At 53.1% G+C, this 7,892-nt stretch carries 6 protein-coding genes; 4 read left to right on the top strand and 2 right to left on the bottom strand.

The window, feature by feature from the left end; all coding sequences use genetic code 11:
* On the bottom strand, window positions 1-2,195 hold a 2,195-nt coding region (locus tag DXH47_RS11110), incomplete at its 3' end, for an excinuclease ABC subunit UvrA (protein ID WP_129033378.1).
* 235 nt (window positions 2,196-2,430) lie between these two features.
* Window positions 2,431-3,594, bottom strand: coding sequence for an MFS transporter (locus DXH47_RS11105; RefSeq protein WP_129033377.1), 1,164 nt, complete (start codon window positions 3,592-3,594; stop codon window positions 2,431-2,433).
* Window positions 3,595-4,083: 489 nt separating this feature from the next.
* Here DXH47_RS11105 and DXH47_RS11100 point away from each other — a divergent pair, with 489 nt between their 5' ends.
* The 4 genes from DXH47_RS11100 (at window position 4,084) to DXH47_RS11085 (ending at window position 7,813) form a co-directional block, all read left to right on the top strand.
* Window positions 4,084-5,409, top strand: a complete 1,326-nt coding sequence (locus DXH47_RS11100; RefSeq protein WP_129033376.1) for an APC family permease — start codon at window positions 4,084-4,086, stop codon at window positions 5,407-5,409.
* A 233-nt stretch (window positions 5,410-5,642) separates the two neighbouring features.
* On the top strand, window positions 5,643-6,710 hold the full coding sequence (locus DXH47_RS11095) for a TcaA second domain-containing protein (protein ID WP_129033375.1): 1,068 nt from the start codon (window positions 5,643-5,645) through the stop codon (window positions 6,708-6,710).
* Between the two features lie 30 nt (window positions 6,711-6,740).
* The gene (locus tag DXH47_RS11090) at window positions 6,741-7,181 is read left to right on the top strand and encodes a zinc ribbon domain-containing protein (RefSeq protein ID WP_129033374.1); all 441 of its coding nucleotides are present in this window, start codon (window positions 6,741-6,743) and stop codon (window positions 7,179-7,181) included.
* Window positions 7,182-7,201: 20 nt separating this feature from the next.
* Entirely contained in the window at window positions 7,202-7,813 is a 612-nt protein-coding gene (locus DXH47_RS11085) for a zinc-ribbon domain-containing protein (protein WP_170955021.1), read from the top strand.
* The last annotated feature ends 79 nt before the right edge of the window (window positions 7,814-7,892 follow it).

Below are 7,892 nucleotides of genomic sequence, written 5' to 3'. Positions count from 1 at the left end.
GTGAGTTTCAAGCGTTGGGCTTCCCCACCGGATAACAGTGGCGTGCTTTCGCCTAACAGCAGGTAGCCTAAGCCCATGTCGTGCAAGATACTGAGCGTTTGTTCGATGGCGGATTCCGCTTTAAAGACCGGTAACGCTTCGTCCACGGACAGGGCTAAAATATCGGCGATGCTGTACCCGTGCCAGGTCACGGCGAGTGTTGCATCGTTATAGCGCTTGCCGTGACACTGCGGGCAAACTTCCGTGATGTCCGGCAAATACTGCACGTCTAGTGAGATTTGACCGGTTCCGTTGCAGACCGGGCAGGCCCCCGCCGCCACGTTATAGGAAAAACGACTGGCAGTGTAGCCCAATTTTTGGGCCGCGGGCGTAGCCGCAAATAGTTTCCGCAACCGGGTCAGGATATCCGTGTAGGTCGCTACCGTCGAGCGGACGTTTTTGCCGACCGGAACGGAATCGACCACCACCACGTGTCGAACACCATTGCGGTCCAGCTGGGTCACGTGCTTGGGCAACGGGGTCTTGGCGACCTGTGCGCGAATGGCTGGGATCAGGCTATCTAAAATCAAGGTGGTCTTTCCCGCGCCACTCATCCCCGTGACCGTGGTCAGGCGGTTCTTGGGAATTTTGACCTTAATATCATCAATGTTGAAGCGGTGCTGCACCTCTAAACTCAGCGCGCCCTTTTGCCACAACGTTTTGGCTGGCAGTTGAGGCCGTTGCCGTAAGGTGGCTTGGCCCGTTAAGAACGGCGCAATCAATGAGTGTGGACTATGGGCGACTTGGGCCACGGTCCCCTGGTCGACCACGGCCCCGCCCAATTTACCGGCACCTGGGCCAATCTCTAAGACGCTATCGGCGGCCGCAATGATCCGCGGGTCATGGTCGACGACCACCACGGAGTTGCCCTGCGCCACCAACCCACGGAAAGTCTTGATTAACCCAGTTACGTTAGCCGGATGTAACCCCACGGACGGTTCGTCGAGAACGTACAACACCCCGGTCGTCGCACTACGCAACGTGCGGCCCAGCTGGATACGTTGGAGTTCGCCGGTCGACAACGTGGCCCCCGGCCGGCTGAGCGTCAGGTAGTCCAGGCCCAAATCGAACATGGGTTGCAGACTGTCCTTTAATTCGGTCACTAGCGATTGGCCCATCTGGTGCATCTTGGCCGGTAACCAATCCACGATAGTTGGGATAAACGCTGCCAAATCACTGACCGGTAAGTCGCAGAGTTCGGCGATATTCTTACCGTTCAACAGTTGCGTCAACAGTTCCGGTTTGAGCCGGGTCCCGTGACAGGTCGGGCAGGTCGAAAAGGTGTAAAACTTGTTGAGTTTCGCGATGGTTCGTTCGTTTTTGGTGGTCTTCACACTGTCTTCGACCGCCGCAAAGGCATTTTCGTAGACCGCGTTATCCATGTGAAAGATTTTGCCCTTGCTGCTGGGGATGTTAATAGCCACCTGCTGGCGTTTGCCGTGGAGCACCATGTCTTTCATCTCGGGGCTCAAATCCTTATAGGGCACGTCGATGGGGATACCGATAGCGTTGGCCACGATAGGCATAAAGTTCCGTCCCGGCAAGTGCCACGACGCCACGGCGCCCTCTTCTAGCGTCTGATTCTCGTCCGCAATCAACAGGTCCGGATCCAATTGCCGCACCTGACCCAGGCCCCCACAGGTCGGGCAAGCCCCGCCGGAATTAAAGGCGAAGTCCTCGGCACCGGGCGCCGTGAACTGCACCCCACAGACCGGACAGGTCACGTGACCCATGTTGCCGGCCACGTCTAAGGTCGGTGCCATCCGGTGCCCATTAGGACACACCATGGACCCCAACCGTGAAAAGACCAACCGCAAGATGTTCAAGCTTTCGGACATGGTCCCCACGGTCGAGCGCACGCCCGGGACGGCTGGTCGTTGTTTCAAGGCCAACGCGGAGGGCAGATACTCCACCGAATCCACGGCGGCCTTACCCACTTGATTGATACGCCGCCGCGTGAAGGTCGACAGCGCGTTCAAATAGCGCCGGGCCCCCTCGGCGTACAGCACACCCATGGCCAGCGATGACTTGCCGGACCCACTGCGACCGGTGATGGCCACGAAGCGGTGCAACGGAATGTCCACGTCGAGGTCCTTCAAGTTATTGACCCGGGCGCCCCGGACCTGAATAGCTTGCGGCAATTTTGGTTGTGACATCTCAATTCCCCTTTTCTTGTAACTTACGGGGTCAATTTTCGCGCTAACCGGGGTTGGGTGCAAGGCAGACGGCTTTTGGGCCGAACACCTCAAAACGACTTAAGCCATTCAGCGGGATTAAGCAAGCTCTCCTGTCAAACTAGTCGCCAATCTTCACACAATTGAGGACAACATAAAACCCCATCGGATTAGCTCTAATGGCCAATCTGATGGGGTCAACGTACTGCTAGCTTATCTAGGCCTTAGCAGCAATGATTTTATTCAATTGACGGCTGATCAGTAGCGCCCCCACCGCAAAGAGCGAACTGCCAAACCCAATCATCGATAGACCGAAGTGGCCCACGATGATCGACCCGACTGCGGAACCCAACGAGATACCTAGGTTAGAGAAGACGGGGTTGAGCGACGACGCTAAGGTAATGGCTTGCGGGTAGTCGTCGTTTGCCGTGTTAAGAAAGTGAATCTGAATCGGCGAATTGATCAAGTACATCACCACACCGACCAGCAACAAGTTGATGATACCCAAATACTTGTTTTGCGTAAAGAATGGCAAAACCAAGAAAATCAGAATTTCAACCAGATAAACCTTGGGCATGAGCTTTAACCCGCCGTGGTCCGAGATACGGCCGGACAGCTGATTGCTGACCAACGACGTGATGCCGAAGACAACCAAAAACAGGCTTAAGCTGTGCGCCGAAAAGCCCAGAGTGCCGTACATTGGTTGGAGGTACGTGTAGGTCACGTAAATCGCGGACATGGCTAAGAAGGGTAACAAGACCCCAAACGAAATCCGCGAATCCTTCAGCAAGTCAAACTGGTTGCTTAAGGCACTGCTCTTGCCTTGGAAATCCCGCGGTAGTGACACCATTAATAAAGCCAGTGTCACTAACCCCAGCCCCGAAACCAGCAGGAAGGTCACGTGCCAGTCGAAGACCGAACTGATTGCGGTACTCAGTGGCACCCCAATCACTGACGCAATGCTGAAACCAGAGAAGATCCAGGAGACCACGAAGCCCTGCTTCGCCTTCGGTGCAATGACGGTAGAAAAAGTCATCGACAACGAGATGATGGCCCCAGCGACCGAAGCCGAAATCACCCGCGACAGAATCAAGATCGGGTAAGTCGATGCCAATCCGCTCAGCGTATTTCCGAAAATAAAAATAAGGGTTAACCCAATCAAAGCCCGGTACCGGTTGAAATGGCCAATCAACGATGTAATAATCGGCGTACTAATCGCGTAAATAATCCCGTAAGCGGTGACCAGTAACCCCACGTTGGCGATTGAAACCTGGTACGTTGCCGAGATATTCGACAAAATCCCCATCACTAAGAATTCGTTATTGCCTAAAATAAATGATAATAAAACCAAAATGATAGTTTGTGCTTTGTAGTTGCGCATCATACGCCTTCTTTCCGAGAAACCAAGTCCCCCTATTAAATAATTGGTGCCTGCTCGGCGGTCTGCAGCAAACCTGGCCCTAAAAAACAGACGAGTTCTAACATACCACCACCCCCAATCAGCGTCAACAGCTAATCCTCATAAAAGTGGGGTAATTGAAAAAGAAGGCGTTTTAATTTCAACTTTCTCTATTTACCGCCGACTTTCGCCCGCAAGATTGCTCCCGCGCGCTTTTCAATTAAAGCGTTACCAAGAAAGTTAATGACTGACACTCAAAGTTGGCTTTAGTCCCCGCCCTTAAACTGGATTTAGTCGTTAATCTGCGGGATACTTAATGGGATAGCGATTAAAACCCTCGGCCCATCATCTGTTCGGTGACTAGCGAGACTCACCGCGGTACAAAAGTTTTGATTGCACTTCGTCGCGGAATTTGCTATCCTAATAGAATTAAATTTTAATGAGAAATTCATCTGGAAGCGAGGCTTTTATATGCAGGAAACAAAAACAACTACCGCCCTGAACCGCTCCTTGGGGTTCTGGTCGGCCCTCTCACTGGTCGTCGGTACTGTCATTGGCTCAGGAATCTTCTTTAAGCAATCCTCAGTCCTGGATAGTGCGGGCTCTACGGGGATGGCCTTGTTGGCGTGGTTCCTGGGGGGCGTGATCACGTTGACCGCGGGGTTGACCATCGCCGAAGTCGGCGCTCAAATTCCCCAAACCGGGGGGCTGTACGCCTATATGGAGGCTCTCTACGGTAAATTCTGGGGATTTTTATCCGGATGGATGCAAATCGCCGTTTATGGGCCCGCCATCATTGCGTCGATTGCCGCCTACCTCAGCATCTTATTGGTTGGTTTTTTCCATTTAAATGCTGCCTGGCAGGCTCCCCTAGCCATTGGCGTCATTATCATCATCGGCGCACTCAACATGCTGGATAACCGCTGGGGAGCGGTCTTTCAAATCGTCACCACGCTAGGAAAATTACTCCCTATTGTTGCCATTATTATTTTCGGACTCTTCTATGGCGACCAGAACGCCTTTAGTCAATCCATCGCCACGGTCAGCCACTCGACCGGAAACTTCGGGGTCGCCATCTTAGCCACGTTGTTTGCGTACGATGGCTGGATTCTGGTTGCGAACCTCGGCGGTGAGATCAAGAACCCGCAGAAACTCTTACCGCAAGCCATTATTTTAGGGATTTCGCTAGTTCTGATTGCCTACACGCTGGTTAGTTACGGCATCTTGCACTTCATCCCCGCCGCGACCATCCACCACTTAGGCCAACAGACCACCGTCTACTTCGCCCAAAGCGCCTTCGGAACCATCGGCGGGCGGCTGTTGAACATCGGCATCATCGTGTCGATGGTCGGGTGCTTGAACGGTAAAATCATGACGTTCCCCCGAATCGTATACGCCATGGCCCGCCGGCAACAATTGCCGTTTTCGCACCAACTCGCCTATTTGCACCAGCGAACCCATGAACCGTTAGTCGCCACCACAGCCATCTTGATTTACGCCAGCATCATGATTCTCTTCTTCAATCCAGACCGGTTATCCGATTTATGTATTTTTACAGTCTACTGTTTCTACGTGGCGGCTTTCGTCGGTGTCTTCCTATTGCGCCGCCGTAATCCCGCTACCAAGCGCCCCTTCTCGACGCCCGGTTACCCGGTCATCCCGTTAATCGCCATCTTGGGCGCATTGTTCGTGATTGTGAGTGAGATTGGCTCCGATTTCCCCGGCGTCCTACTGTCGCTGTTAATCGTCGCCATTGGGATTCCCGTTTACTGGATCAAGCAACGCCACTCAGCCTAAAACCAGCCAACATGACAAATTGTGTCACCTTAAGGTCCCTAGCCCGTTTGGGTTGGGACCTTTTTGTTTAGGACCCCACAAATTTAACCTGTTCATGCGTTTCAGGTGGCGTATAATGGCACTATAAGATTTTTTATAGTCTCAGTTAGTTGCCCAGCTTAGCGCCACGCACCTGGGCCCTTTTTTCCGTCCAGAAGCTGGCAACTATTGGGGGACGTGAAAGGAGTAATTCTATGAAAACCTGTCCTAACTGTCATCACCCCGTCGCACCCGGCAACCGTTTCTGTGAAAATTGTGGGTATGACCTCTCGCAAGCGACCGACCTCACGACCAACAGCTCGCGGTCTCGCCAACCATCGGGGTCCTCGAAGGCCCACCATTCCCGCAAGGCCACGTGGATTTTGTCGGGTGTGTTCGTGGTCGTCTTAGCCATCGTTATCTTTATGGGGGTGGGCTTTTACCACCGACAAGCGGGCAAGTCCTCGCAAATCGACGCGTTAGCCCAGACCATCGTCAAGGGGCAAAATGCCGACTTGGCGAAGTCACTGGTCAGTAGCGACCCCAGTCTCAAGATCACCAGTCAATCCGTGCAGCCCTTTTTGGACTACACCAAGCAACATCCCCACTACATAGCAACCATGAAACAAGATTTAAAACAGTCCGGAAAAACCCGGGATGGCGCCTTTGAAGTGGTAACGTCCGGTCATACCTTAGGAATCTTGCCCGTTTATAAGATCCAGGTCACCCCGATGTACCCGAAGGTCCACACCAATGAAGCCAACGCTACCATCATGGCCAACAAGACGGCGTTGATTACCGCCAAATCGGCTCATTACAGCCACACCGTTGGCCCACTGTTCCCGGGACAATATACCTTTAAATTGACCGGGGCGACCCAGTCCACTAAAAAGACGGTCACCCTGATCAAGGATCCGAAAGCAGAGGTCACGTTAAACGTCAAATCTAAAGCCGCTAAAGCCACGACTAATGCTAGCGACTACGGCGACGACGCCGATATTACCGACGATACCAGCGGCGACGATAACGATACCGATGATTACGACGACCTGTCCTCACAACTCCAGACCGGGGTCGACACCTTAAGTGACGAGTTTGATTTCGACAGCGACGATTACACCTATAAGGTCAGCGAGCCCCACCCCGATGTCTATGAAATCAAGACTTACGACGACGGGGATCACGACAGTACTTTCCGTTACGATGCCGTGCACGATATCGGTGCCATTTACGATAGCTCGAAAGGCAAGTTCGTCAGTGAAGACGACTACTACGATGATTAAGCCCAATCACAATTGAAAGGAATTGATGTCATGCAACAAACACTCAGCCGAATCTGTCCCAAATGTGGGGCCCAAAACAGCGGGACGACCCATTTCTGTCTCCAATGCGGCGCCCAACTGAGCACCGCCGATGATTACATCATCGTCCCCCACAGTAGCGATTTATCCTTCCCGTTGACCGGGTTAGACCTGACTGACGAGGAAATCGCCCAAACTAAGCGTTTCGTCATCACCTACGCTCAAGACCTTCCCGAAGGTTACCAGAGTGCCGGGTTAGTTTTCGCCGAAAGCGACGTCGCCCCCCGTGCCGGATTAAAGATGGCCTGGGAAGACCTGATGAAGCACCTCTTCACGCTATTGCTTGCCAAACATTACGCGGGATGTGCACGTATCACGATTCAGCCGCAACCCACGAACCCTAGTCAGCTCTGTTTATACGGTGAAGCCCTCGTGGCCACACCGCAGTCTTAATGAGAAGGAGAACTTTACTCATGCATTTAACACCGTATTACGCCCCGGCAGATAACCACGCAGGCGGCGGGAATCAAGCGCCGAGTTTTTGTCCCAACTGTGGCCACCCTGTGTCGCCCAACGATACTTTCTGCCAAAACTGTGGGTACAACCTGATGGCGGGCAACCAAGGCCCCGCACAATCAGCAACCCCCTCGCGGCGGCAACAACAGCAACAACAGCAACCCGCCACCCCTCAGCCGCCACGGCGGCCACGCCAACCCTGGACCAAGAAACAAAAGCTCCAATGGGGCGGTATCGGCCTAGCCGTTCTAATCGTCCTGCTCCTCGGCGTCTGGGGCGGTCACCATTATTCTCGAACAGCCACGTTAGACCGGGCCGTCAAATCGATTAAAACGGGGAAAAAGATGACGCCCAACTTTAGCAGCCGCAGTTCAGCCCTTAAGCTGACCAACGCTAAATTATTGCCCCTCAACCACTACTACCGCAAGCACAGCAAAGCCTTAAGTACCTTGAAGGACCAATTACTGACGCGCGGCTCCAGCCACGATGGCACCCTTACATATCGCCAAACGGGACGGCATTTTTTGTTCGACGAATTTACAATTGAAGTGCAACAAGTAAGAAAATAAAAATAGACTCCTAGCCTGAGTCCTGTAGAATGAAGTCACCATAACAATCATCTAAAGGAGTTCTTAGGCTATGAGTCCA

It is taken from the genome of Levilactobacillus suantsaii (genome assembly GCF_004115745.1).
In the GTDB taxonomy this organism is placed as follows: Bacteria; Bacillota; Bacilli; order Lactobacillales; family Lactobacillaceae; genus Levilactobacillus; species Levilactobacillus suantsaii.
Note: the sequence above shows the minus strand (reverse complement) of the source record. Positions and strands in the feature narration are given on the sequence as shown.